16 protein-coding genes and 3 pseudogenes are annotated in these 24116 nt (G+C 67.8%); 13 read left to right on the forward strand and 6 right to left on the reverse strand.

The genetic code is table 11. The annotated features are described in order from the left end of the window. Positions 1 to 148: 148 nt before the first annotated feature. Positions 149 to 1000: a LysR family transcriptional regulator gene (locus DL544_RS12280; RefSeq protein ID WP_005416961.1), complete on the forward strand. Its 852-nt coding sequence runs from the start codon at positions 149 to 151 to the stop codon at positions 998 to 1000. Between the two features lie 33 nt (positions 1001 to 1033). Here DL544_RS12280 and DL544_RS12285 read toward each other — a convergent pair whose 3' ends face one another. Further along, positions 1034 to 1954, reverse strand: a complete 921-nt coding sequence (locus DL544_RS12285) for a M14 family metallopeptidase (RefSeq protein WP_005416963.1) — start codon at positions 1952 to 1954, stop codon at positions 1034 to 1036. A gap of 131 nt (positions 1955 to 2085) precedes the next feature. Here DL544_RS12285 and DL544_RS12290 point away from each other — a divergent pair, with 131 nt between their 5' ends. The 3 genes from DL544_RS12290 (at position 2086) to DL544_RS12300 (ending at position 6820) form a co-directional block, all read left to right on the forward strand. After that, entirely contained in the window at positions 2086 to 4167 is a 2082-nt protein-coding gene (locus DL544_RS12290; RefSeq protein ID WP_139727247.1) for a TonB-dependent receptor family protein, read from the forward strand. A 62-nt stretch (positions 4168 to 4229) separates the two neighbouring features. After that, complete coding sequence (locus DL544_RS12295; RefSeq protein ID WP_050562703.1) at positions 4230 to 6002, forward strand: chloride channel protein; 1773 nt, start codon at positions 4230 to 4232, stop codon at positions 6000 to 6002. A gap of 101 nt (positions 6003 to 6103) precedes the next feature. After that, positions 6104 to 6820, forward strand: a complete 717-nt coding sequence (locus tag DL544_RS12300; protein WP_139727249.1) for an MgtC/SapB family protein — start codon at positions 6104 to 6106, stop codon at positions 6818 to 6820. A gap of 1 nt (position 6821) precedes the next feature. Here DL544_RS12300 and DL544_RS12305 read toward each other — a convergent pair whose 3' ends face one another. After that, complete coding sequence (locus DL544_RS12305) at positions 6822 to 7226, reverse strand: MerR family transcriptional regulator (protein WP_005416971.1); 405 nt, start codon at positions 7224 to 7226, stop codon at positions 6822 to 6824. Between the two features lie 63 nt (positions 7227 to 7289). On the opposite strand from DL544_RS12305, the gene DL544_RS12310 reads away from it, so the two are divergent. Continuing rightward, positions 7290 to 8117: a class I SAM-dependent methyltransferase gene (locus DL544_RS12310; protein ID WP_005416972.1), complete on the forward strand. Its 828-nt coding sequence runs from the start codon at positions 7290 to 7292 to the stop codon at positions 8115 to 8117. An 80-nt stretch (positions 8118 to 8197) separates the two neighbouring features. Here DL544_RS12310 and DL544_RS12315 read toward each other — a convergent pair whose 3' ends face one another. From DL544_RS12315 to DL544_RS12330, 4 genes and pseudogenes are all read right to left on the reverse strand, one after another. Next, positions 8198 to 8461, reverse strand: a complete 264-nt coding sequence (locus tag DL544_RS12315) for a DUF6959 family protein (RefSeq protein WP_223224455.1) — start codon at positions 8459 to 8461, stop codon at positions 8198 to 8200. Positions 8462 to 8608: 147 nt separating this feature from the next. Continuing rightward, the gene (locus tag DL544_RS12320; protein WP_095377118.1) at positions 8609 to 9445 is read right to left on the reverse strand and encodes an OmpA family protein; all 837 of its coding nucleotides are present in this window, start codon (positions 9443 to 9445) and stop codon (positions 8609 to 8611) included. Between the two features lie 61 nt (positions 9446 to 9506). Next, positions 9507 to 14900 carry an ESPR-type extended signal peptide-containing protein gene (locus DL544_RS12325; protein WP_139727251.1) on the reverse strand — a complete coding sequence of 1798 codons (5394 nt, stop codon included), beginning with the start codon at positions 14898 to 14900 and terminating at the stop codon, positions 9507 to 9509. A 235-nt stretch (positions 14901 to 15135) separates the two neighbouring features. Then, a pseudogene (locus DL544_RS12330) lies at positions 15136 to 16115 on the reverse strand (AraC family transcriptional regulator). Between the two features lie 686 nt (positions 16116 to 16801). Between DL544_RS12330 and DL544_RS12335 the strand changes: the two are divergent. The 8 genes and pseudogenes from DL544_RS12335 to DL544_RS12370 all read left to right on the forward strand — a co-directional run bounded on the left by DL544_RS12335 (position 16802) and on the right by DL544_RS12370 (position 24108). After that, positions 16802 to 16990, forward strand: a complete 189-nt coding sequence (locus DL544_RS12335; RefSeq protein WP_005416979.1) for a Flp family type IVb pilin — start codon at positions 16802 to 16804, stop codon at positions 16988 to 16990. A gap of 89 nt (positions 16991 to 17079) precedes the next feature. Further along, entirely contained in the window at positions 17080 to 17625 is a 546-nt protein-coding gene (locus DL544_RS12340) for an A24 family peptidase (protein WP_065185730.1), read from the forward strand. Next, positions 17622 to 18097, forward strand: a pseudogene (locus DL544_RS12345) (TadE/TadG family type IV pilus assembly protein). The gene DL544_RS12340 and the pseudogene DL544_RS12345 overlap by 4 nt, the downstream one beginning before the upstream one ends. Before the next feature lie 25 nt (positions 18098 to 18122). Beyond that, on the forward strand, positions 18123 to 19157 hold the full coding sequence (gene cpaB / locus DL544_RS12350; protein ID WP_139727253.1) for a Flp pilus assembly protein CpaB: 1035 nt from the start codon (positions 18123 to 18125) through the stop codon (positions 19155 to 19157). A gap of 18 nt (positions 19158 to 19175) precedes the next feature. Then, positions 19176 to 20533: pseudogene (locus DL544_RS12355) on the forward strand (type II and III secretion system protein family protein). Between the two features lie 28 nt (positions 20534 to 20561). Then, on the forward strand, positions 20562 to 21818 hold the full coding sequence (locus tag DL544_RS12360) for a CpaE/TadZ family protein (protein ID WP_065185731.1): 1257 nt from the start codon (positions 20562 to 20564) through the stop codon (positions 21816 to 21818). After that, the gene (locus DL544_RS12365) at positions 21803 to 23149 is read left to right on the forward strand and encodes a TadA family conjugal transfer-associated ATPase (RefSeq protein ID WP_053500164.1); all 1347 of its coding nucleotides are present in this window, start codon (positions 21803 to 21805) and stop codon (positions 23147 to 23149) included. The genes DL544_RS12360 and DL544_RS12365 overlap by 16 nt, the downstream gene beginning before the upstream one ends. 2 nt (positions 23150 to 23151) lie before the next feature. Continuing rightward, positions 23152 to 24108: a type II secretion system F family protein gene (locus tag DL544_RS12370; protein WP_005416988.1), complete on the forward strand. Its 957-nt coding sequence runs from the start codon at positions 23152 to 23154 to the stop codon at positions 24106 to 24108. The last annotated feature ends 8 nt before the right edge of the window (positions 24109 to 24116 follow it).

Consider the following 24116-nt stretch of genomic DNA (forward strand, 5'->3'; position numbering starts at 1 on the left):
TTGCAGGCGGGGACCGCGCCGCCTCTTCAATGGGTCCACGGCATGCGTGGAGGGTCCGGAACGCCCGCAGACAGGGGCGACGGCGGCCAGTATCATCGCCTTTTACGGTGGCACCAAAATGGATCCCATCGACAGGAGCGATGGATCAATGCCCTATTCCCCCGAATCCCTGCAGGCCTTCGTGGAAGCGGCCGCGCTGGGCTCGTTCTCGGCGGCGGCGCGCCGCCTGCGCAAGACCCAGTCAACGGTCAGTACCGCCATTGCCCATCTGGAGGCCGACCTGGGCGTGAGCCTGTTCGACCGCAGCGGGCGCTACCCCCGGTTGACCGAGGCCGGGCGCCAGGTGCTCGGCCATGCCCAGGAAATCCTCGCCGCCGATGCCCGCCTGCAGCAGTTGAGTGTGCGCCTGGCCGCGCCGGTCGAAGCGCGGCTGACCGTGGTGTTCTCCGACGTGTACCAGCTCGATCCGGAGCAGCGCGTGCTGCAGCGCTTTGCCGAAGCATTCCCGGAGATCGAACTGGAATGGCTGGATGCCGAAGGCGATGACGTGCTGGAGCTGGTCGGCAGCGGCCGCGCCGCGCTGGGCCTGCTGCCGCAACAGGAAAGCTATCCGGATGGCCTGATGGCCCGGCCGTTGGCCCATCACAGCGAACTGTCGGTGTACGTGGCGCGCGAGCACCCACTGGCCAGCGCCGGCCGTCGCAGCGCCGCACAGCTGGCGCGGCACCGGCAGGTGCGATTGAGTGCGGAGGTCGATCAATCCCACATCGTCACCGGCCTGGCCTGGACCGCCACCGACTATCTGATGGTGATGGAGATGGCCGAGGACGGCATCGGCTGGGCCGAGCTGCCGCGGGCACTGGTGCAACGTTATGACCGCGGGCGACTGGTGGAACTGACGCTGCCCGGCTGGCCGCGGCGCATCCACAGCGACCTGCTCTGGCGCCGCGACGCGCCGCCGGGACCGGCCGCACTGTGGTGGGCCGACGCGTTGGGGTGATACGAGTTGCCGGCCAGCCGCCGGCACTACCGGTCAACGATGGGCGAGCGCGTAATCCAGTGCCGCGCACACCGCGGCCACCTGCGCGTCGTTGCACTGCTGCGGGGTCGCCCGGGAGCTGTCCGGGTAGACCTCGGTGGTGGTAGTGAACTTCGCACCGGTGATGCCCGCGCACAGTCCCAGCTTCACCAGCGGATATTCGATCACGCCGTGGGCCACCAGCGGCGAACCGATGATCTCGCCCTTGTCGTCAGCCGGCGCGATGTGGGTGACCTTCTCCACCGCGGCGATCACCGCCTGCTGGAAGACCGGCTGCGGGTTCTCGCTGTCATCCACCAGGTAGAAGCCATCGGGGATCAGGCCCGGTTCGAACGGCCTGCCGTCACGCGCGGCCAACGCCGGGCGGAACTCGCTCTCGTCGCTGTCGGTGGTCTCGTGCAGGTCGATGTGCAGCACGAACTGGCCCTTGTACGGCGCGATCAGATCGATCACCGCCGTTGATTCACGCGCCGGGCCGTCGGCGCGGAAGTTGCGGTTCGGGTCGATCGCATCGAAGTTCCAGCGGTTGATGCGCTCGAAGCCCCACGGATTCACGCACGGTGCCACCAGCAGATTGGCCTTGCCGGCGTAGTCGGCGGCGTGCTTTTCGAGGAATTCCAGCGCGCCCATCACGCCGCTGGTCTCATAACCGTGCACGCCACCGGTAACCAGGGCAGCCGGCAGCACCGGGTTCCAATCGCGGCTGCGCAGAGCGAACAGGGTGTAGGTCTCGCCAGCGTAGTCGAGCTGGCCGTAGGCCACCTTGTCGAAGCGCGAGGCCAGCGCCTCGATGCGCGGCAGCACTTCCTCGTCATAGCGACGCAGGCGCTGCTGGCGGCCACGCCACGTCTCCCGTTCCGCCGCTCCCCACGGCTGGCCAGGGGTTCCGACGGGGTAGAAGGCGGCTTGGGACATGGCAGATCTCAGCGAGTCAGGAAGCGATCGCCCACTCTACCACTGGGGGAACAGCGTGAACCGGCGGCGCATTCCATTGGCGAATGGAATCAGCAATAATTCTCATTTACCGCCTTCCACAGCCCGCACCGATGCCCATCCCTGCCCTGCAACCGGCCCGCCTGCCGCTGGCCGCCGCCCTTACCCTGTGCCTGCTCCCGGCCGCCACCGCCTTCGCCCAGGACGGCGCCACCACGCTGGACAGCATCCAGGTCTCGGGCAGCTGGCTGGGCACCGGCCTGCATGACAGCGTGAAGAGCTTCGCCGGCGCGCGCACCGTGGTCGACCGCCAGCGCATCGAGGCCAGCGGCGCGGCCAGCCTCGGCGATGCGATGCGCCGCATCCCCGGCGTGCAGGTCACCGACAACTCCGGCACCGCGGGCAGTTCGGTGTCGCTGAACATCGGCGTGCGCGGCCTCACCGGGCGCTACTCGCCGCGCTCGACCGTACTGTTGGACGGCGTGCCGCTGGCGGTGGCGCCGTATGGCCAGCCACAGCTGTCGTTCGCGCCGACCAGCCTGTCCAACATCGAGTCGATCGACGTGGTGCGCGGCGGCGGCGCGGTGCGCTACGGGCCGCAGAACGTGGGCGGCATCATCAACTTCAGCACCCGCTCCATTCCCACCGAGGCCGGCCTGCACGGCGAAGCCGGCATGCGCTACACCGCCTACGACCATGGCGGCGGTGACAGCACCCAGTACAACGCCTTCCTCGGCGGTACCGGCGACAATGGCCTGGGCGCGGCCCTGCTGTACTCCGGCCAGGATGGTCGCGGCTGGCGCCGGGGCAGCGATGACCGCTTCAATGATCTCGCGCTGAAGTTCGCCTACGCCATCGATGCGCAGCAGGAACTGCGCGCAAAGCTGTCCTACTACGATGTGCGCTCGCTGACCCCGGGCGGCCTGACCCGCACCCAGTACGAGGCCGATCCGTTCCAGAACACCCGCCCCACCGATTTCTGGAAGGGCCACCGCACCGGCGTCGACCTGGGCTACACCAACACGCTGTCGGCCAACAGCGAGTTCGAGGTGCTGGCCTATTACAACGAGAGCACCCGTGCCAGCTCGCTGATCAACGCCGCCAACACCCAGCTGACCGTGCAGCCGCGCGACTACCGCGTGCTCGGCATCGAGCCGCGCTATACCCAGCGCCTGCACTGGGGCAGCGCGATGCATGACATCACCGCCGGCTACCGCTTCCTGCGCGAGCGCGGCAACGACCGCAGCTACACCGTCGCCCGCCGCACCGGCGCGGCCAGTGCCACCACCCGCTTCGACAACGCCACCGATGCGCATGCGTTCTACATCGACGACCGCATCGCGATCGGCCAGTGGCGGATCACCCCGGGCGTGCGCATGGAGTGGATCGACATGGACCGCCGCCAGACCGGTGGCGCGGCGACCTTCAGCAGCCGCAACGACAAGGCCCTGCCCTCGCTCAACATCGCCTACCTGCTGACCCCGCAGCTGACCGTGTTCGGCAACTACACCACCTCGTTCGGGCCGGTGCAGAACATCCAGCTCAATTCGCAGACGGCCAACAACCCGCTGAACCCGGAAATCGCCAGGACCACCGAGCTGGGCGCGCGCTGGCAGGACGGCGCCCTGCGCGCGGAAGTGACCGTGTTCAAGATGCGCTTCGACAACCAGATCCTGCAGGTACCGGGAATCACCCCGCCGACCTTCCAGAACATCGGCGCCACCGACCACAAGGGCGTGGAGAGTGCACTGGAGTACCACTTCGCCGAGGACAGTGCGCTGGCCGGGTTGGAGCTGTACGCCAACTACACCTGGACCAAGGCGATCCAGCAGTCGGGCGACAACCGTGGCCTGGACGTGCCGTTCTACTCGCGCGACACCGACAGCGTCGGCGCCCGCTACGCACTGGCCGGCTGGACCTTCAATGTCTCCAGCACCCACCAGAGCGGCCAGTTCTCCGATGCCGCCAACACCTGGGAAGAAACCGCCGATGCGCGCGTGGGCCGCGTGCCGGGCGTGCGCCTGTGGAACGCGCAGGTGGCCTGGCAGGTGCCGGGCCTGGGCGACAGCGAGATTGCGCTGGGCGTGAACAACCTGGCCGACAAGCGCTGGTACACCCGCAACGTTGATGGCAACGCCGGCCGCATGGTGGCCGCGCCGCGCACGTTCTACGTGCAGGGCCGCTACCGCTTCTGAGGCGGTAGCCACCCGATGCGGTGACGGTGGCGCTCACGGTGGCGGCGTATCATGCCGCCACCATGTCACTGCCTGTTTCGCCATCGCGCCTGCATCTGGCCTTCCAGGGCCTGCGCCTGCGCCTGCGTGGCAGCGACCTGTGGTTCATCGCGCTGGCGTTGCTGGTCGGCTTGATCGCCGGCTACCTGACCCTGCTGCAGTCGGGCATCGCGCGCTGGCTGCAGGGCACGCTGTATGGGCTGGACGACGGTATGCGCCTGAGCTCCCTGCCCTCGCTGACATGGACCGCGCTGCTGGTGCTGCCGCTGGGTGGCCTGCTGGTCGGCCTGGTCAGCCTGGCCGCGACCCGGCTCAAGCGGCCCCTGCTCGATGCGGTGGAAGCCAATGCCCTGCATGGCGGCCGCATGTCGATGCGCGACAACCTGATCGTACTGACCCAGACCCTGCTGTCCAATGGCTGCGGCGCCTCGGTGGGTCTGGAGGCTTCGTATACGCAGATGGGCGCCGGCAGTGGTTCGCAGCTGGGCCGGGTGATGCGCCTGCGCCGCAATGACGTGCGCATCCTGGTCGGCGCCGGTGCCGCCGGCGCCATCGCCGCCGCCTTCGGTGCGCCACTGGCGGGCGCGTTCTATGCGTTCGAGATCGTCATCGGCGCCTACACCCCGGCCGCACTGGCGCCGGTGGCGGTGGCTGCACTGGCCGGCGCGTTCGTGGCCGACCAGGCTGGCATCGAGGCCTACCTGCTGCCCGCTGCCTCGACCATCGACGTTCGCGCCGCCGACTACGCCATCTACGGTCTGCTCGGCTGCTGCTGCGCGATGGTCGGCATTGCCATCATGCGGCTGATCGCCTCGATCGAGGGCACGGTCAAGCGCAGCCCGCTGCCTGCCTGGGGTCGGCCGGTGGTCGGTGGACTGCTGCTGATACCGCTGGCCCTGGCCAGCCCGCAGGTGCTGTCGTCCGGACATGGCGCCCTGCACCTGGACCTGACCACGCACCTGCCGCTGATCTGGATCGGCGGCCTGCTGACCCTGAAGTGCCTGGCCTCGGGCATCTCGCTGGGCTTCGGCTTCCGTGGCGGCCTGTTCTTCGCCTCGCTGTTCATGGGCACCCTGGTCGGCGCGCTGTTCGCCGGACTGCTGGCCATGGCCACCGGCGTGCCGGTGGTCGACGCCACCTCCGCCGCGCTGGCCGGCATGGCAGCGCTGGCCGCAGCCGTGGTCGGCGCGCCGATGACCATGGCCATGCTGGTACTGGAAGGCACCCACGACTTCCTGCTGACCAGCGTGGTGATGAGTGCGGTGCTGGTCTCCAGCACGCTGGTACGGCAGTGGTTTGGTTATTCGTTCTCGACCTGGCGCATGCACCTGCGCGGGGAGACCATCAAGAGTGCCCGCGACGTGGGCTGGGTACAGAACCTCAACGCCGGCCGACTGATGCGCAAGGGCGTGGCCACCGCCCCGTCCGACCTTGACGCCGCCACGTTCCGCCAGCGCTTCCCGCTGGGCTCGGGCAGCCGGGTGATCCTGATCGACAGCGAGGGCCACTACGCCGGCATCGTGCAGATTCCGCGCGTCTACGGCGACGGCGTGAAACCGGAGACGGCGATTGGCGAGCTGGCCGAGAACCGTGACGTGTCGCTGTCGCCGTCCGCGGACGTGGTCAGCGTGATGCAGCGCTTCGACCAGACCCAGGCCGATGAACTGGCCGTGGTCGGCGCCGACGGCCAGGTGCTGGGCGTAGTGTCCGAAGCCTTCGTACGCAAGCGCTACGCTGAGGAGCTGGACAAGCGCCAGCGCGAACTGATGGGCGAGCGCGTCGACGACACCGACTGACCCGACAAAAAGGGGACGGAGGGGATTAAGTCGCTTCTGGCACTTTCGAAATCCACGCATGGCGTGGATCTACTGTCACCTCGACCGGGTAGACTCCGGCCATGCGCTTCATTGAGACTTTCCAGGCAGGTCCCTTCGCCGACACCGTGGTCAGCCTGCTGGCCGCCTTCGTGCTGGGTACGTTGATCGGTGCCGAGCGCCAGTACCGGCAACGCACCGCCGGCCTGCGCACCAACGTGCTTGTGGCAGTCGGCGCCGCCGCCTTCGTCGACCTGGGCATGCGCATCGCCGGCAGTGCCGAGGCGGTGCGGGTGATCTCCTACGTGGTCTCCGGTGTCGGCTTCCTCGGCGCCGGCGTGATCATGAAGGAAGGCATGAACGTGCGTGGCCTGAACACCGCCGCCACCCTGTGGTGCTCTGCAGCGGTCGGCAGCTGCACCGGCGCGGACATGCTGGCCGAAGGCGTGCTGCTGACCGTGTTGATCATCGCCGGCAACACCCTGCTGCGGCCGTTGGTGAATGCCATCAACCGCATTCCGATCAACGAGGCAGCGACCGAAGCCACCTACGAGGTGCGCCTGAGCGTGGATGCCGACGCCGTGCCGCGGGTGCGCGAGCGCCTGGTCGATGCGCTGGAAGCGGCGCAGTATCCGGTGGGCGATGTGCAGGTGGTCCAGCATGCCGACGCGCCTACCGATGTGATCGCGGTGCTGGTCAGTACGGCCGTGAGTGCCGATGAACTGGACGTGGTGCTGGCACGGATGGAGCAGGTGCCGGGCGTGCTGCATGCCACGTGGGAAGTCAGTACCCGCGATTGATTCAACCGCCCATCCGCTGCTGCGCGCGCAACAGTTTCCGGAACGAACCGCACTTGCGGGCATCCTCCGCCTGCGGGCAGGCCGCTGCGCGCTGCAGGTGCCGGCGCACCCGCTGCAACCGGGTGATCTGCCGCTGCAGCACCTCGGCTTGTGCCAGCAGTGCCTCGCGGTCGAGTGAGATGCACCCCTGCTGCGACGGCAGCGATGCACCGATCTGCTGCAGCGACAGCCCGGCCGCCTGGCCCAGGCCGATCAGCGCCAGCCGTTCCAGCACCTGCGCGTCGTACTGCCGGCGCAGGCCGCGGCGCCCCAGCGCCTGCAGCAACCCCAGCTGTTCGTAGTAGCGCAGGGTCGAGGCCGGCACGCCACTGCGCTTGACCACCTCGCCGATATCCAGTTCGCGCACGGGCTTGACCTCAAGTGACCTTCAAGCACCAAGCTATGGGCAACTACCCGGCGAGGCAAGGCCATGGCAAGCACATCTCCCATTGATCAGAACGCCCTGTGGAACGGCCCTGGCGGCCAGGCGTGGGTTGCGCAACAGGCTGTTCTTGACGGCCTGTTCCAGCCGATGGCTGACCTGCTGGTCACCGAACTTCCTGAGACCGTTACCGAACTGCTCGACATCGGCTGCGGCACCGGCGCCAGCCTGCTGGCCGCGGCCGCAGCGCGTCCCGCGGCACATTGCACCGGCCTGGACATCTCCGCGCCGATGCTGGCGCTGGCCCATCAGCGCGCCAAGGCGGCAGGACTGGACGCGGACTTCATCGTGGCAGACGCGCAGCGCCATCCGCTGCCGCCCGCGCACTTCGACTGGATCCAGTCGCGGCTGGGCGTCATGTTCTTCGAGGACAGCCAGGCCGCGTTCGCCAACCTGCATCGTGCCAGGACACCGGGCGCTGGGCTGCGCTTCATCGCGTGGCGCAGTGCCGGGGAGAATCCGTTCATGACCACCGCCGAGCGCGCCATTGGCGATGAACTGGATCTTCCGCCCCGCGTACCCGGCGCACCGGGACAGTTCGCTTTTGCCGATGGCGAGCGCGTGCAGCGCCTGTTGCAGGCCGCCGGCTGGAATGACGTGGAAGTGGTTGCGGTGGACCTGCCCTGTTCGCTCGCCCGCGAAGACCTGCCGACCTATGTCGGTCACCTGGGACCGTTGGGACTGGCCCTACGATCGATGCCGGAAGCCCGCGCCGCAGTGCTTCGCGAAAAAGCACTGGCCGCATTCGCGCCGTTCATCGAAGGTGACCGCGTTCGCGTGGATGCCGCATGTTGGTTGATCCGCGCCCACGCTTGAAAAAAGGGGACGGAGGGGATTAAGTCGCATATGCCCCGGTTGTGCCGGAAACGACTTAATCCCCTCCGTCCCTTTTTCTGCTAGAGGGCCTCGCCGGCGTCGGCCAGGCGCGATTCGATCAGTGCGTACCACTGCTGCAGCACGTCGATCAGCATGTCCAGCTCGGCATCGGTGCGCTGTGCGCGGCCACTGCGCAGGCAGGCCTGGGCTTCCTGCAGCTGGGCCAGGAACCCGGCCACGGTATCGGCCTGCAGGATCAGGCCCGGCAGGCGCCGCCCGGGGATGCGCACCACGGCATGGTTGCCGAGCTGGCCGTACACGCTGAGCGTAGCTTCCGTCTTCATGGAGAGGGGCAGGAATTGGGCATTCATCGCGTGCACCGTTTGGAAACCTGAGCCGCAGGCAGGCGTGGACGACGGGGGAGACGTTGCCACGCCTGCCGGCGGTCAGGGGGACTCGGGATGCCGGGGCATCGCCCCGGCGCAGGAAGGTCAACGTGGCTGTGCCATCCCGGCGATCTGCACGCGCCGGTTCGGCGCCAGGCAGGCAATCAGCTCGCGCCGGTTGCGCTGCTCGCACTGCACGATCGGCTCGGCCGCACCGCGTCCTTCGGCACTGATGCTGGCTGCAGGCACGCCCCCCTGCACCAGGGCGTTGCGCACGGCATCGGCGCGGCGCTGCGACAGTGCCTGGTTGTAGCTGGCGCTGCCAATGCGGTCGGTGTAGCCGGTTACCTTGATCGACTGCACCTGCGCGGCCTCGCGTACCTGCGCCAGGATGCCCTGCACCGCCTGCTGGCCTTCGGCGCTGAGTACCGCGCTGTCGAATCCGAACAGCGCGTCGGCCGACAGCCGCAGGGGCTGCTCCGGCAGCGGTGCCGGTGCCAGCGGCGCTGGTGGCCGCGGCGGTTCGAGCACGGCCGCGCACGACTCCGGCTTCCAATAACCGCCCTGCGCGATGCCCTTGCTGTCGAAGCGCACCTGGAACTGGCAGGTGAAGTACTCCGCGCCCTGCGTGGTGCGGAAGTTGAACAGGTAGTTCCACTCGCGCACGCCCCACATGCCTTCATTGAAGTGCGGCGTGCCCAGCAGCGTGTACAGCTGCCGCTTGCTCATGCCCGGCGCGAAGCGGCGCAGGTCGGCGACGTCGGGATAGATGCCTTCCTTCAGCGAGGCCTTGGAGGCCTCCGGGAAGTGCACGGCGGTGGCTTCGGCAGGACCGTCGGCGGCCGGCGCATGGCTGCGGCAGGCGGCCAGCAGGCCCATCCCCAGGATCAGGCCCAGCGTGGCGGCACATTGGCCGGCGCGGGCGATGCGATGCTGTTTCATGTCGTTCCCCCTGTAGACGTTTCCGCGATGCCGGGCCGCGGGTGCGGCCCGGCGGCGGGGATTACCACTGGATGCCGGCACCGACGGCCACACCGGCCTCGCCACGGCTGTTGGTCGAACCGCTGAACTTGTAGATCCAGCGGCCGCCTTCGGAGACACCGGAGATACCGACCGCCACGCCCGATTCGCCGTTGTAGCTGCCAGCCGCGATCGAGGCCATGCTGCGGCCCGCCTCGCTCGGCTGCGGCAGCGCTGCGGTGGCCATCGCCGACGCGATACCGGCCGAAGCACGATTGTCGGTCTTGCGCAGGTCGCGCTCGAAGCCGCCCATGCGCTCGTCGGTGTAGGCCTTGGACCAGTCCAGGGTCTGCGCCATGCCCGACTTCAGCTGGTCGACGTTGACGGCATCGGTGCCAGCAGTACCGGCGGCGACGTTGCGCACCGTGGTCGGGCCGCTGCTGGTGCTGCCCAGGGTGACACTGTTGTAGTTGGTCGCGCCGTTCACCGTGGTGTCGTAGCGGATCGTGCCCTGCTGCGAAGCCTGCAGCTGGCGCACGTTGACCGCATCGGTGGCCTGCGAGCCGTCTGCCACGTTGACCACCTGGCGTTCGGCACCGGCGGCACCGACAGAGACCGTGTTGGCCCGGTTCGCCACCGAACCCGCACCCAGCGCCACCGAGTTGTCGGCCTGCGCCTGCGAACCATTGCCCAGCGCGGTCGAGTTGGCACCGGCGGCGGTGGAGCCTGCGCCGCCGGCGGCCGAGTTGGCGCCGCTGGCGGACGGATCGGCCAGGTTGTTGGTGTTGTTGGCGCGGAAGCTGCCCGCCACGTTGGTGATGTTCTGGATCTTCTGGTCGGTGTACTTCTTCGACTCGTCGATGGCGTAGTTCACGCCGTTCTTCAGTTGGCCGACATTGGTCGCGTCATAGGTGTCCGAGCCATCGGCTACGTGGGTGATCTTGCGTTCGCTGCCACTGCTGCCGACCGAGACCTCACCGGCCGAATTGCTGGCACCGGTCTGCCCGTAGGCGCCGGTGTAGCCGCTCTGTGCACCGACGCTGGCGACCGAACCGGCACCCAGCGCCACGCTGTTGCCGGCACTGCTGCTGGCACCGTTGCCGACCGCCACGCTGTTCGCACCGGCTGCGCTGGCCTGCGGGCCGACCGCCACCGCTTCCGCACCTGCCGCGGTGGCTGCGGCCGCCGTTGAGTTGACCGCCAGGTACGCACTGCCACCACCGCCATTGGTGATGCGCTGGTTTAGGACCTTCAGCGAGCCGTCGACAGCGGTGAAGGCGGCGGTGACGTTGTTGTAGTCGCCGCTGGTGAAGGTGCCATCGGTGGCGATGCTGGAGATGCTGAACGTCGGCGCGGTCCACACGTTGGTGGTGCCGTTGTAGGCGGTGGTGCCGCCGAAGTAGGTGGCGATGGTGCTGTTCGTGCTGAACAGCTGGTCGCCGGTGATGGCATCACTGCTGCCAGCCAGGATGCTGCCGGCGGCGACGTTGGTGATCTTCACCGCGCCGGTGCCGGTACCCGTCAGCGTCACGCTGTTGAGCACGTTGCCACTGCCATCGACGTCGTACTTCACGGCCAGCTTGTCGATCTCGCCGGTCTGGTCGGCAACGTTGGCCAGCGAGTTGCTGACGGCATCGAACGCGGTGCCAACATCGTTGTAGCTGCCCTTGGTCACGGTGCCGTTGGCGGCGACGTTGTTGATCGAGTAGGTCGGTGCGGTCAGTACGCCGTTGGCATCGACCGCGGCACCACCGCCCAGATGGGTGGCTACCGCCTGGTTGGCGGCAAACAGCTGGGCACCATTGATGGCCTCACTGCTGGTGGCACTGACCTGGCCCGGGCCAAGGTTGCGCAGCGTGGTTGCCGTGCCGGTCTGGCCCAGCGTGGCGCTGGCGTAGTTGACACTGCCATCGGCGTTGAGGTCATAGCGCAGCGCGCCCTGTTCCGATGCCTGCAGCTGGCCAACATTGACCGCGTCGGTCGCAGCAGTACCGGCCGCCATGTTGGTGACCTGGCGCTCGGCACCGGCCGCACCGATGGACACGCTGTTGGCACGGTCGGCCAGGCTGCCGGCACCCACCGCGATACTGTTGGCGGCAGTGGCGCGGGCGTTGGTACCGACCGCGATCGAGTCGGCGCCGGTGGCCAGCGCCTCGGTACCGGTCGAGTTCACCCGCAGGTACTTGGTGCCACCGTTGCGGATGTCGGTGATCTGCGTATTGAGGTTGACCAGCGAGCCATCGACTGCGGCGAAGGCATCGGTGGCATTCTCATACAGGCCCTTGGCGATGGCACCACCAGTGGAGATCGTGCTGATCTCGAACAACGGTGCAGTAAAGATGCCGCTGGCCGGATCGAAAGCCGCACGACCACCGAAGAAACTGGCGATGGCACTGTTGGTAGCCGCCAGCTGGCCGCCGTTGACCGCCTCCAGGCTACCGGCGGTGACCGCGCCGGCGGCAAGATTGCCGATGGTGGTGGTGCCGGTGCCTGCGCCGAGCGTGACCCGGCGATAGTTCGGGTTGCCCGAGCCGTCCAGGTCATAGGTGACCGCTGCGGAGGCCACATCGTCGATCAGACTGATGGCGCCCTTCAGCTGGGCCACGTTGACAGCATCGGTATTGGCGCTGCCCGCGGCAAGGTTGGTGATCTGGCGCTCGCCGCCACCGGCCGTGCCCACCGACACTTCGCCGGCCGAGACCTGGGGTGCGGTGAGGCCGTACGCGCTGTAGCTGGCCTGAGCGCCGCGCAGTGCAGCGGAGCGGTAACCCAGCGCGACCGAGTTGGCCTGGTTAGAAGTGGCTTCGGCACCCAGCAGGGTCTGTCCGTTGGCGGTGCCCACGGCACTGTCACCGACGACGACCGAGTGGCCCATGCGGGCGGCATAGTCGGCCGTCGGCACGCCGGTCGGATTGCTGGGATCGTTCACGCCATCGCCGGGGAAGGCGACATTGGCATCGACCTTCGGCAGTTCATGGCGTGCATTGGCACCGATCACCACTTCCTTGGACCCGTTGGCGAAGGCGCCATCGCCCATCAACACCTGGTAGTCCTGTGCCGCGTTGACCGCCCAGCAGGAAATATCGGCCAGCGCGATGTCCAGGCACTTGGCCGCCCACGCCGGCGAGTCGGTTGGCAGAAGGAGGCCCAGCAGGCCACCGGGATTGCCGTTGTTGATGTTGTAGATGTAACTGTCGGAAGTCACGCCACCGATCAGGGTCAGGTGCGAGCTGCCGCCCGTGGCTGCGCCGCCCAGGCCATTGAGCGTGCTGCCGACCGGCGACAGGTTGACCACAGGCAGGCCCAGCACATTGACCGTCGAATAGGTCTGCATGACGTTGGCGTTGCTGAGCTTGAGATTGCCGTTGCTCAGGTAGCCGTTGCCGCCGAACAGGCTGGTGGTGGTCGGCCCGATCAGCTGGCCGACATTGCCGACCAGGCCACCGGTGCCGATGATCAGGCCAGCATTCGGGTCGGCCGGCGCGGGCGCCTTCGGACTGGTTGGCGGAATCGCCGAGGGTTGGGTCAGGCCGAGGCTGCCCAGCGTGCCTCCCACCAGGCCACCCACGGCGCTGCCCAGGTTGCCGACGGTGCCATTGAGATTGCCGTTGAGCAGGTTGCCCACCGCGCTTCCGACACTGCCCAGCGTGCTGCCCAGCACGCCGCCCAGCACGCCGCCCAGGTCGCCGGTGGGGCTGCCGGTGGTGCCGTTGAGAATGCCGCCCACGGCGCTGCCGACCTGGCCAACGGTGCCGTTCAGTGCGCCGCCCACTGCACTTCCAACGGTACCGACAGTGCCGTTCAGAGCACCGTCCACGGCGCCGCCGACCTGGCCGACGGTGTTGTTGAGCGTGCCACCCACGGCGCCGCCAACCTGGCCGACGGTGCCGTTCAGTGCGCCGCCCACTGCACTTCCAACGGTACCGACAGTGCCGTTCAGAGCACCGCCAACTGCGCCACCGACTGCGCCGACCGCGTTGTGGAGCGTGCCGCCCACTGCACTTCCAACGGTACCGACAGTACCGTTCAGAGAACCGCCAACTGCGCCACCGACTGCGCCCACCGTGTTGTTGAGCGTGCCACCCACGGCGCTGCCGACCTGGCCGACGGTGCCGTTCAGTGCGCCGCCCACTGCACTTCCAACGGTACCGACAGTGCCGTTCAGAGCACCGTCCACTGCGCCGCCGACTGCGCCTACCGTGTTGTTGAGCGTGCCGCCCACGGCGCTGCCGACCTGGCCGACGGTGCCGTTCAGTGCGCCGCCCACTGCACTTCCAACGGTACCGACAGTACCGTTCAGAGCACCGCCAACTGCGTCACCGACTGCGCCCACCGTGTTGTTGAGCGTGCCACCCACGGCGCTGCCAACCGTGCTGACTGTGCCGTTCAGCGCGCCACCCACTGCGCTACCAACTGCACCCGCGGCACTGTGAAGCGTCCCACCGACAGCACCCACCGCACCACCCACCAGGTTGCCGACGCCCAGTGCGCTGTGCTGCGCCGCGACGGTCGCCTGTCCGGCCAGCTTCAGGTTGCGATCGGCCACTACCTCCTGGCCGTCCGGCGCCTGCACGCGCACCTTGCCGGCGACGCCGGCATCGAAGGCGGCGCTGATGGCACGATCATGGGTCTCACCCGGCAGCTCCTCCTTGGCGGGCAGCGTGACTGCCGCCGTCGCCCGGGCCTGGCCCTGCCCTTCGATGTGATGGCCAGCGACCGCCAGATGCGTGTCGGCCTTGCCGTCGACGGTGGCTTTCAGCCCAGGCAGTGATCCGGCGGCTGCACCGCTGAGGCCGGCGGCCGCCCGGGCACCCGTATCGATCGAAGCGACCTGGCGGCCAGCGATGCCGACCTTGGCCCTGGCGCGCGCATCGGCAGCGACGCCCAGCGGCGCCTGGGCGCCGGGCGCAACGTGCGCAGCCAGCGATGCATCCACCTGTGCCGCCCTGGCCGCAGCGTTGCCCACGCCAACATTGGCGCGGACATCAGCCGCCAGCGCCGGCACGGCCACTTGCTTCGGCACGGTGTTCGCTGCCAGCTTCACCTGCACTGTGGCCGGCAACACGTCAGGTACCAACGGCAGCGACGTGGTACTCAACTGCAGGCCCAGACGAGCATCCGCACTGATTGCGGGGCTGTTCTGCGCCTGCCGCGCGGCAGCAGCCAGGGCCACTTCCGCGTCAACCTTGACCGGCATCGGCTGCGCATACTTTGCCGCGAGTGCTTGCAGGTCACGCAGCGATTGATTGGTTTCCGAGGCCCCAGCGTGACCGCTGGCCAGCGCACACAGCAGTGCCAGCGCCAGGGCCGTGGGCATCAGCAGGAAGGCGCGCGGATCGCGTGCGGCGCTGCCGCCGCTGTCGCCGGTGGCCAGTTCCGAGGCCACAACCAGAGCATTGAGCTGGCGGTTCCATACACGCCGGTAGATGCGGTTCATGAGCATTTCCCCCGTAGGCGAACAACTGGAATGTCTGTGGACTTGCCGCTAGGCAGGTGACTGACATTTCAGCGGTTGCAACGAGGGCGGTGCACTTCAATCCGGCACGGCAATCGCGCATTCCGGCAAATCCACGGCCGGAATCGGCAGCCGGCTATGCATAAGCGGCAACACGATCGGCAAGCGGATACGCAATTCCGGCATAAACACCGCAAAAACCCTTGCCGGGCCTGGATCAGGCCGGTTGGCCGATCTGCGCGGGTGCGCGCATCAGGGTGTCGCGCGGCAGTTCGCCGAATACCTTGCGGTAGTTGTCAGCGAAGCGCGACAGGTCCCACAGCCCGCAGCTCAGGGCGATCGCCTTCACCGAGCGACGGCTGGAGTCTGCCATCGACAGGCTGCGGCAGGCCGCGCACAGGCGCAGCATTGAGAGGTAGCGGTTCGGCGAGGTTCCAAACAGGTCCTCGAACGCATAGCGCAGGCCGCGCTCGCTGACGCCGGCGGCATCGCAGATCTCGTTCATGTAGATGTTGCGACGCAGGTTGAGCCGCATGAAGTTCTCTGCACGCTGCGCGATCAGATAATGCGTGCGCCGCGCACGGGTGCAGCCCGGGCGATCCGCCGCACCGGCGCCCAGCAGGGCCTGCACATGCTCATGCAGCAGGTTCTCGGTTTCATCCGGCTGCAGCCCTGCCCCCTGTCCCAGCTGCAGGTGCAGCTGCTGGTAATGGCGCGCCAGCGGCGTGGCGTCGCTGGCCAGGTTGAACAGCGAAAGTGCCTGGCCGGCAGGTGGCGTGCTGCGCAGGCTCAGTTCGGTCAGCTTGCGCTGGACGCGGGCCACCGGCACCAGCATCAGGGTCATGTGCGTGCCCGGGCTCAGGGTGAACTCACTGATGCCCTCCGGCATGATCGTCAGCGCCATGCCCGGCGTGAGCGGCACGCCGTGGCACCAGCTCATCGTTTCATCGGTGGCGTGCAGGTACCCAGCATCGCCCAGTCCGGCGGCAGCATGAAACGGCCACGGCAATGGAAGCCGCAGCTGATGCTGCAGAACAGGGCTTCCTCGTGCACGCGCGAAGCGAACGCCGCCCGTGGCCCGTTGCCATCCAGCAGCAGCAGTTCGACATCACAGACGCGAAGCACGCCGCTCAGCGTGGCCAGGTCTATGGACCGAAGGCCGCTGTCGTCGCTGTCCTCTACCCCACCATCGACCATGACAGTGTTGTCCCCCCGTTGATCCGCCATCCGCTGCGGCCCCACTGCCTGACAGGGCGCGCAACGATCCAGAATCCATTTCTGTTGCCACGCCGGCAGCACCGGCGTCGATGCGATCGTACAAATCAATGCAAGAGCTTGAATGCGAGTATGCCCAATAATCGGCAAAGGTAAACCCGCGGCCCGGCATGATGAAAATGGATACACAAGTGAAGAAAATGTCGGAGCGGCTGGCACGGTTTTCGCATGGACCACAAAGCGAATCACATTATCTGCACGACAATGAATCGTTTTGCGTGCGAACGGATTTTCGTCACAGAAACCATCTGAAATTTTCAGGCTTCCGGGGTTTCTGCCGAATTTGCATATAGGTTCCGGTTGCAGCCAACCGCCATTCAGGCAAAGTCGACATTACGGTGATCCGGCCATCTGGCCGCACCCAGGGGGACAGCATGACCACGCACGCATCACTGGATGCCTCGACCACCGGCCCCGGGCCGTCCGGTCGCGACCGTGCGGCCGATGTCCCGCCTGGAAACGATCACCCTGCTTGAGCACAGCGGGCCAGTCCCGCCGTGCCTCCTCCGCCAGGACGCGCGGAGGCCCACGGACGATCCCGGCGGAGCCGGGCCACCGCCCAACGCAGGTGTACTGCATCCGCAGACAGGTAGAGGGAGACATTGGTCATGAACGCATCGATCCGCAAATTCCTGAAGGAAGAAGACGGCGTCACCGCGCTCGAGTACGGGCTGCTGGCTGCCGTCATCGCTGGCGTCCTGATTGCGGTCGGCAACGACCAGATCAAGGGGTTCTTCGAAACGCTGTTCAAGAACCTCTCCGCACTGGCCACCAAGGCGTCGGGCTCGACGACCTGAGCGGCGACCGCGCGCGGCCGGCAGGGCCGCGACGGCGGGGCGCATGGAACCAGGCGAAGACCGTCCAGTGACGGACGATGGAGTGTGCGATGACAGTGCTGGGATTGTTGGCCATCGGCGTCTGCCTGCGGATCGCGATCAGTGATCTGTATGCCCGTCGGGTGCCCAACACCTGGCTGGTCGCCGCATGCGTGATCGCCACTGCGGTGATCGTGGTCGGCCAGTTCAGTGCGCCGCGCCAGCCGTGGCTGCCCCACCTGGCCGGCGCGGCGATCGGCCTGTTGGCGCTGCTGCCGTTCCATGCCCTGCGCTGGATGGGCGCCGGGGACGTGAAGTTCTTCGCCGTGGTGGGCCTGATGCTGGGCTGGCAGGCGCTGCTGCCGGTCTGGCTGGTAGCGAGCCTCGCGGCTGGGTTGCATGCCGTGCTGGTGCTGGCCGGTCGCCGCCTGGGCGTGCTGCTGCCCGGTCACCTGCAGATGCAGGTCAACCGCACCAGCACGCAGTGGCAAGCGCATCCGGTGCTGCGTGACATGCAGGCCGCCCGCCAGGGACGACGTGGCATTCCCTATGCAGCCTACCTGGCACTGGCCGCCATCGGCTGGGTGCTGGCCAGCATCTACGGAGGTGCACCATGAACATCCGCAGCCCACGCCTGCAACGCGGTGTCGCCAGCATCGAGTTCGCCCTGATGCTGATGCTCGGCCTGTTGCCGCTGCTGCTGTTCACCTTCTCCGGGGTGATGATCATGGCGGCGCAACAGACCCTGGCCACCGCCTCGGCCGAAGGCGCGCGTGCCTCGCTGCGCTACGGCACCGCCAGCGAACGACGCACAGCCGCCTGCGTCGCCGCACGCACCTCGATGCAATGGTTGCTGCAGTTTTCCAGGCAGAACGTGGACTGCAGCGCGGGGGCAGCAACGCCATCGTGGTGTCGGCACAGGCGCCCTGCGCCGGTCTGGCCACGGCCCAGTGCATGACCGTGACGGTCAGCTACGACTACGCCAACCATCCCTTCCTGCCCGGCACCGCCACGCTCTACAAGTGGGTGATGCAGGCCCCCATCCGCAGCGTCGCGGTCGCGCAGCTCGATCTCGGCAGCGGCAATTGATGATCGGTACTTTGGAGACGGTTCCATGCTCAAGTTGACCCGCATCGCTGCCGTCGCCCTGATCGGCCTGGCCGTGCTGCTGGCGCTGATCGCCTTCATGATCGGGCGCAAACCCGCCGCACCTGCAACGGTCGCGCCAGTCGCTCACAACGAGGCCCAGGCGATCACCGTGGTCGAAGCCGTGGCACGCCTGCCTGCGGGCGAGCCGATCAGCGCCAACGGCCTGCGCCTGGCCCAGCGCACCTCACCCGTCCCCGGCGCCGCTACCAGCATTGCCGCCGTGACCGGCAAGGTGCCGGTGCAGGACATTGCCGAAGGCAGTGTGATCAACGGCAGCGCGTTGGCTCAGGGCTTCTCGCTGCAGCTGCGGCCGGGCGAGCGTGCCCTGGCCGTACCCGTGGACGAACTGGTCGGTGCCGGCAACCGCATCCTTCCCGGTGATTTCGTCGACGTCTTCCTCAACCTCCGCAACGCCCAGCCCAGCATCAACAGCCCTGGCGAAGCGGCGCAGACGCGCCTGCTGCTGTCGCGCCTGCGCGTCCTGAGCTACGGCCAGCAGGACATCGTGCCGCTGGCCACAGAGACTACTTCCGACAGCGAGGCCGACACCCGCAACGACCCGCGCGCTGCCGACATCACCGGAAGTGGCAGCACGCACAGCAGCAATGAAGCGCCGCAACCCGCACGCAGCGCGGTGCTTGCGGTACCGGTGGCCGACGCCAACCGGCTGCTGCTGGGTGCGCAGCAGGGCAAGCTTTTCCTGGCCCTGCGCAATCCCGCCGATACCGGCCTGCCCGACCTGGCGTTGTTCCCGCAATCGCGCGGAGTGATCGACCCGCTGCGTGGGCTCGACGCCGAACAGCAGCTCGCCCTGCAGCGGCCGGAGAACCACGCCTTTGCCGGTATCGACAGCGACGCGCTGGCCGGACGTGGCAGTGCACCGCCACGCAGCACCCCGGATGCACCGGCGCGCGCGCCGGCGTCACGTCGCAGTGCACCGCGCGCGTCGGGGATCGAGATCATCCGCGGCGACAGTTCCGCATCCCGTGCCTCCCTTTGACCTGCATCGAGTGCATCCATGACCGAACGTCGCCGCCGTCCACGCCTCTCCCTCCGCCAGCGCTGGCTGGCCCTGCTGCTGGTGCTGCTGGCGCCGGCAACGAGCGTGGCCGCCGATGACCTGGTGCTGCAGGCGCGCGAGCAGCGTCCCTGGAACCTGCCGGCCGACCTGGAGCGGGTGGCCATTGCCGACCGGGTGTGGCCGACATCGTGATGCTGCGCGGGCAGCGCCAGGCGCTGCTGGTCGGCAAGACGCCTGGCACCACCACCCTGCTGCTGTGGCACCACAGACAGGCCGAGCCACAGCGGTTGACGGTACGGGTGCAGAGCGCCGTACAGGGCGCTGCCAGCACCGGCGGTACCGGGCTGGTGTTCACCCAGCAGGACCAGCAGGGCCTCCTGCAGGGAAGCACCGACAGCATGCTCACGCACATGCAGGAACAGCGCACTGCGGCGATGGCGCTGGGCAAGGACGGCATGCTTGCCGATGCGTCCACCATCAACAGTGGGGGCGTGGTCCAGGTCGAGGTCAAGGTGGTCGAGTTCAACAAGACCGCGATGAAGCAGATCGGCATCAACTTCCAGAACCGCAACGGGGGCTTCGCCTATGGCTTCGCGCGGCCCGGCACTGGCCTGCCCGGCAATACCGGCCTGCTGCCCGGCATGAAGGAAGGCAACAGCAGCAACGAGGCCGTGTCGCCGATTTCCTCGGCGTTCCGGCTGGTGTTCGGCTCGACCAAGGGACTGTGGAACGCCGATGTCGAACTGCTGCAGAGCAATGGCATGGCCCGCGTGCTGGCCGAGCCGACGCTGGTGGCACTGTCCGGCCAGAGCGCCAGCTTCCTGGCCGGTGGCGAGCTGCCGATCCTGGAGCCGCAGGGGCTTGGCACCACCACCATCACCTACAAGCCCTTCGGCATCGGCCTGACCGTGACCCCAACGGTACTGGCGCCGAACCGGATCGCGCTGAAGGTGGCGCCGGAGGCGAGCGACCTGGACTACAGCAACGCGATCGTGCTCAACAACGTGCAGATTCCCTCGATCACCACCCGTCGCGCCGATACCACGGTCGAGCTGGGCGATGGCGAGAGCTTCGTCATCGGTGGCCTGGTCAGCTCCAACATCGTCTCCAACGTCAACAAGATTCCACTGCTGGGCGACCTGCCGATCATTGGTTCGTTCTTCCGCAACTTCGACTACAAGCGCCAGGACAAGGAGCTGGTGATCATCGTCACCCCGCGTCTGGTGCAGCCGCTGGCACGCAATACCGAACTGCCGCTGCCTGGCGAGCGCGAAGCCAAGCCGCATCTTCCCGAATGGGGATCGTGGTTGCTGGGGCCGGTCAGCCAGGACCCGGTGCCCGGCTTCTCGCGCTGACTTCCATGATGCCTGTAGAACCACGCCCATGCCCTACGCCACCGCCCAGCCGCTGCATCCGCAAGGACCGCCGATGAACCTGGTCCTGTACGGCATCGACCGCGAACTGCTGCCCCGGCTGGCCGCCAAGCTGCCGCCGACCACCACCCTGCACTGGCAGGACAGCAGTGCGCCGACGTCGGCGCAGGACCTGCAACGCGGCCCGCAGAGCCTGGTGCTGCTTGACTTCCGGCCCGAGCACGCGGCTGCCTCGAGCGTACTGGCACAGCAGCTGCAGCAGACCCAACCGGACCTGGCGCTGGTCGCGGTCGGCGCCACCAGCGCCGGCCAGGTCGAAGGCGTGGTGATCGCGCTGCGCGCCGGCCTGCGCGATGTGCTGGACCTGGACAGTGACAACGCCGGCATCGAGGCGGCACTGCGGCGCGCACTGTCACCGCGCCCGGCCGCGGTGGCGCAGCATGCGCACAAGGCGCGCCTGATCGTGCTGCTGGGCGTGCGCGCAGGCGTCGGCACCAGTACCCTGGCCGCACATCTTTCGGTGCTGGCGCAACAGACGCGGGCCCTCGCCCAGGGCGATGCAGTGCAACAGGACGGCCTCCTGATGGAACTGGCACAGCCCACCGGTGACCTTGCGCTGTACCTCAATCTCGACAGCCGCTTCCACTACGAGGATGCGCTGCGCAACGCCAGCCGCATCGACGCCACCCTCGCACGCACCGCGATGGCGCGCCATGACTCCGGGCTGGTGCTGCTGGACCGCGCCGGCGGCAGTGATGCCGTGCCCCCGTCCGACCCTGGCGCGCTGCTGCAGCGCCTGCGCGGGGTGTTCGCCAGCGTGCTGTGTGATGCAGGCGGCTGCCCGCTGCGGCAGCTGCCGCCGCTGTTGCTGGACCAGGCAGACGAGATCTGGCTGGTCACCGATGCGTCGATCGCCACGCTGGTCTCGCTGGACCAGGCACTGAAGCATCTTGCAGGCCAGCGCGAGCGCGAAAAGCGCCTGCAACTGGTGATCAACCGCCACGACGACAGCAGCGGCATGAGCCCGGAACAGATCGCACGCCGCTTCGAACTGCCGTTGCTGGCGACATTGCCTGAACGACCGCGTGTGCGCCTTGCCGCCAGCCAGGGCCGCCTGCTGCTGCAGGATGCGCCGCGCGATCCCTACCTGCGTGCCCTCGCCCCGCTCGTGTCACGGCTGGACCCGGCTGCCTGCCCGGTCCAGCCGCATGGCCTGCGGGAAAGACTCTCCCTTGCCCTTGGTGGATCGCAATGGAAGACAAGGTAACCCCGTTCCCGCATGCCGTTGCCCGCCCGCTGCTGCACGAAAGCCCGGGCCACCTGCCGTTCGCACAGACCGAGCAGTACCAGAAGGTGCTGTCGGCCGCGCATGAGCACCTGCTCAACAGCATCGAGGACGAGCGCATCGACATCGATTCCTGGGCCCCGGATACCATCGCCCGCTGGGTGCAGGTACAGACCGTGGGCTTCATCCAGGAATGGCGCATCCCGATCAACGAAGAAGAGATGCAGGTGGTTGCCGAGGGCCTGGTCAAGGAGCTGACCGGTTTCGGCCCGCTGGACGACCTGCTCCACGACCCCTCCATCGAAGACATCCTGATCAACGGTTTCAAGGACGTGCACGTTTCGCAGGGTGGCCAGCTCCGGCGTGCCACCCAGCGCTTCACCGATGACACCCACCTGCTGCGCATCCTGCGCCGCATCCTCGCGCCGCTTGGCCGCCGGCTGGATGATTCCAATCCGATGGTCGATGCGCGCCTGCCCAACGGCGGCCGCCTCAACGCGATCATCTCGCCACTGGCGGTGGACGGGCCGATGGTGTCCATCCGCAAGTTCCGCAAGGACCCGTTCACCCCCGACGAGCTGCTTGCCAAGGGCACCTTCGACGCACCGATGCAGGCCCTGCTGAAGGCGATGGTGCTGGGCCGCTGCAACATCCTGGTCTCCGGCGGCACCAGTTCCGGCAAGACCTCGCTGCTGAATGCACTGGCCAGCTACGTGCCACCCAGCGAGCGCGTCATCACCGTGGAGGACACCGCCGAGCTTTCGCTGAACCATCCGCACGTGGTGCGCCTGGAAAGCCGCATCGGCGGCGCCGAGGGCCAGGGCGCGGTCAGCATCCGCGACCTGGTGCGCAACAGTCTGCGCATGCGCCCGGACCGCATCGTGGTCGGCGAAGTGCGCGGCGCTGAAGTGCTGGAAATGCTGCAGGCGATGAATACCGGCCATGACGGATCGATGGCCACCATCCACGCCAACACGCCACGCGACTGCCTGTACCGCATCGAGATGCTGGCAGGCTTTGCCGGCTTCCAGGGCAGCGAGGACAGCCTGCGCCGGCAGATTGCCAGCGCCATCGACTTCATCGTGCAGATCTCGCGGCTGGGCAGCGGGCGCCGGGTGCTGGTCTCGATCACCGAGATCACCGGGGTCAGCGACAACCTGATCACCACCCAGGAAATGTTCCGCCACGAGGTGCAGATCGACGCCACCGGCCGCGAGACCGACCGCTGGATCGGCCTGGGCTTCCATCCGCACTCGCACAAGCTGGAGCCGTTCCGCCAGCAACTGCGTGAATCGCTCTACGGGGACTTCTGAGCATGGGCACCGGCCTGCTGCTGGGCGTGTTGAGCATCATCTCGGTGCTGCTGGCGCTGGCCGTCTGGCTATGGGGCACCGCCGCCAGCCGTGAGCAGCGCCAGGCCTCGCTGCAGCATGCCGAGCAACAACTGGCGCGCGGCAGCGCGGCCGGCGCGGTACCGGCCGGGCCTGCCGTTGCGGCGGCCAACGATTCGACCCGCCCGGCCAGCACCGGAACCCGTGTACTGCCGTGGGACGGTGTCCTGCAGCGCGCCGGCCTTCCGCCGGGCTGGAAGCTGCCACTGATGCTGCTGGTGCCGGGACTGATGCTTGCGGTCGTGGCGGCGATGCGGCTGGGCACGGCCTGGATGTTTCCGCTGACCCTGCTGCTGTACCTGCTGGGCTGCTGGCTGTGGGTGATGCGCCGGATCACGAAGCTGCGCGCGCAGCTGCTGCACCAGATGCCGGACTTTCTCGACAACCTGGTCCGCCTCACCGCGCTGGGCAACAGCCTGCAGGCCGCGTTCCAGGTGTCTTCGATGCAGACCAGCGCACCACTGCGCGGCCTGCTCGACACCACGGTGCGCTATGCGCGCAGCGGCATGGACCTGGATCGTGCATTGAGCCTGGCCGCGCAGCCGTACCGGATGGACGTACTGAAGGTGCTGGCAGTGGTGATCGGCGTGAGCGTGCGCATCGGTGGCCGCGCCGACCAGATCCTGCAACGCATGGGCGATTTCATGCGCGACCTGGAACAGGCCCAGCAGGAACTGGCGGCCACCACCTCGGAAACACGGATGTCGGCCTGGGTACTGGGGCTGCTGCCGCCCGCCAGTGCGGTGCTGATGGCAATCTCCAGCCCGGCGTTTTTCCAGCCGGTGCTGCACGACCCGCTCGGTCACAGGATCCTGTTGATCGCGCTGGGCCTGGAACTGCTAGGGGCGTTCCTGCTGTACCGCCTGGCCAAATCACTATGACCGCCCAC

The organism is Stenotrophomonas sp. pho (assembly GCF_006228405.1).
GTDB classification, from domain to species: domain Bacteria; phylum Pseudomonadota; class Gammaproteobacteria; order Xanthomonadales; family Xanthomonadaceae; genus Stenotrophomonas; species Stenotrophomonas sepilia.